Source organism: Allosphingosinicella sp., from assembly GCF_036387215.1.
Taxonomy (GTDB): domain Bacteria; phylum Pseudomonadota; class Alphaproteobacteria; order Sphingomonadales; family Sphingomonadaceae; genus Allosphingosinicella.
In genome coordinates this window covers 1-2,635 of the sequence record NZ_DASVUE010000399.1, presented here as the reverse complement: position 1 = coordinate 2,635, position 2,635 = coordinate 1, and the positions used below count along the sequence as shown (strand labels likewise).

Sequence of the window (2,635 nt, the reverse complement as noted above, 5' to 3'; positions counted from 1 at the left end):
GGCCTGCGCTTCTTTCCCGCGCCTCTCCTGATGCTCCGCGGCAGCATTGCCACCGGCGAGGTGCCGCCGACGATCGCCGATCTCCGCTCCAGCGCCGACTTCTTCAGGGTTCAGAACACCGCGCTCGCCGACCCATTGCGGGGCGGGCGACCGATCGGGAGCGAGCGGTTCTTCAGGCTCGTCTACGGAGGCGTGCCGGAATCACCGCCGGAAAAGGCACGGACGATCTCCATTGGAGCGATCCTCAACCCTCAGGGACGGAGCGGACCGCGAATCTCGCTCGATTACTCTCGGATCAGCAAGATGCGCGAGCCATTCGCGCTGAGCTTCATCTTCTTCGAGCAGCAAAGCGCGCTCGCCAACTTGCCCGGCCTGCTGGCGGAGATCGGCTTTGACTCGCCGCGGATCCTCCGCAACCCGCTGTCGGACGCCGATCGGGCGCTCGGCTTCACCGGCGGCGTCGTGATTGAAGTCGACGGTCGCGGCGTCAATAACGGCAAGTCCAAGGTCAATGCGCTCGACCTCCAGGTCGACTGGCCGCTGGCTGCCGGGCGCAACGGAGACTTCCGGCTGTACGGCAGCGCCACCTGGCTGCCCTCCTTCCGCCGGCGAGGGTCCGGCCAGAGCCTGTGGGTGCAAAGCGCCGGCTATGCCGACGGGCCGGTCGAATGGCGCGGCCATGCCGGTATCGACTGGACCCAGGGGCCTCTGAAGCTCGGCATCAATGCACAATATGTCGGCGCGTACCGGCCGACCTACTCCGCGCCTCCCATGGCCGAGTTCAATCCCCAGATCCTACGCTTCCAAGGCGGGCGATCGATCCCTGCGGTGGTCTACCTCGACGTGGGTGCCCGTCGTCGCTTCTCCCTCTCAAGAAGCGGCGCATCGGCAGCGAACATCGACCTCGGCTTCGCGATCGTGAACCTGCTGGACAAGAGCCCGCCCATCACTGCAGATCCCCAGACGCCGGGCTACAGCTACTATGGGGATCCCCGGCGACGGCGCTTCGAGCTTACGGTGTCGACCAGCTTCTAACCGCCTCCGATCGACAGGGCCCGAGCCCGTGTCCAGCCACGGCCCTACTCCCGGGAGGTTCTGGATCAGGTCGGAAGCTCAGCGAAGAAAGCGTCCATCCCTCGGACCTCGGAGAGGTAGGTCTCGATGTCGATGATCCGGCTACCCCGGAGCCGGCACACCGTCGCGAGATGCTCGTCCAGTTCGAGATCGCCGCGACGGGCGGTGTTGTGGAGCAGGAGCGCCATATGCTCACGGCTCAGGAGAATGTGCAGTAGCTCGAACCTGACCCCGTAGCTCGCGATCAGCTGGGCGCGCTCGACTACGGCGTCTCCGCCCTCGGCGCTGCCCGAGACCATGTTGTCGCCTGGAAGGGTCCAGCTCGCATCGTCGTGCAGGAGAGCGCGCAGGGCCTTCCAGTCGCGAGACAACAGGCAGGCATGAAAACTGCGCCCAAGCTGATCGCGATCGTCATAGCTCAATGTCATTCGACAACCCCTCCCGGCCAGGCGGGCGCAGCATCTCTGGCCCCTCGCTCACAGCTAAGCGGACCGAACCGGCCGGTCTTTCAGGAAGGCACGAAGCCGGGGTACGCCCGAAAGCGGACGGCCGGCGGCTCGAACAACGTTTCGCAACGGCTCACGTGACCCTAACCCGCCGCTGCAACAAATCTCATGGGCGGCGCAAATGAGGACGATCCATGCTGGGCCCGATGGAAAAGCAGGAACGGACTTTCTGGCCCCGCGGCGCACGGCTCGCGGTGAGCCTGTCCCTCATGTTCGAAGCCGGAGGCCAGCCGGTCTCGGGAGCAGGCGGAGCCATTCCGGAGCCCATCCGCGGCGGGCGCATCGACCTCCCGACCAACGCTTTCTTCGCCTACGGCTATTATGAAGGCATTCCGCGCCTGCTGGACCTCCTCAACAAGCATGAGATCAAGCTCAGCTCCTTCATGGTCGGCCGGGCAGTTCAGACCAACCCGGAGCTCGCTCGGGAGATCGTCCGCCGCGGGCACGAAGCCGCCGCTCACGGCGGTACGTGGGAGAACAGCTATCTCCTCAGCAGGGATGAAGAGAAGAGGTTCATCGCCGACAGCGTTGAGGCGATCCAGCATGCGACCGGCGAAGCGGTCCTTGGCTGGAACGCCTACTGGATGCGCAGCTCCGTGCATATCCTCGAGACGCTGCAGGAACTCGGCTTCATCTACCAGATCGACGAGCCCAGCCGGGACGAGCCGTTTATCATACCGGTCCGCGGCCGCGACTTTGTGACGGTGCCCTACACGTTTCATATGAACGATGTCGTCTCCTTCCCGCTCGAGGGCTGGAACGCGGCTGCATATGAGCAGGCACTGCGGGACGAATTCGACCAGCTTTACGAGGAGGGTGCGCGTCGCCGGCGCATGATGGTCATCAGCCTCCACGACCGCATCTCAGGACATCCCTCGCGCGTCCGGTCGCTCGACCGCTTCCTCGATTATGCCCGCGGCAAACCCGACGTCTGGTTCGCGCGCAAGGACGAGATCGCCGCCTATGTGCTGGAGCACCGAAGCGATACGCCAATCGTGGACCGCGGCTCGCCTCTGGTGACGGGTCTCCCGGGGCCCATGTCCCGAACCGGCTAG

3 protein-coding genes are annotated in these 2,635 nt (G+C 65.1%); 2 read left to right on the top strand and 1 reads right to left on the bottom strand.

Annotated elements, in window-relative coordinates:
• The coding region (locus VF662_RS15345) for a hypothetical protein (RefSeq protein WP_464142812.1) at positions 1-1,035 on the top strand (1,035 nt) is incomplete at its 5' end.
• Between the two features lie 65 nt (positions 1,036-1,100).
• Here the strand turns inward: VF662_RS15345 and VF662_RS15340 are convergent.
• Entirely contained in the window at positions 1,101-1,502 is a 402-nt protein-coding gene (locus tag VF662_RS15340) for a nuclear transport factor 2 family protein (RefSeq protein WP_464142811.1), read from the bottom strand.
• 212 nt (positions 1,503-1,714) lie between these two features.
• Here VF662_RS15340 and VF662_RS15335 point away from each other — a divergent pair, with 212 nt between their 5' ends.
• Complete coding sequence (locus tag VF662_RS15335) at positions 1,715-2,635, top strand: polysaccharide deacetylase family protein (protein WP_464142810.1); 921 nt, start codon at positions 1,715-1,717, stop codon at positions 2,633-2,635.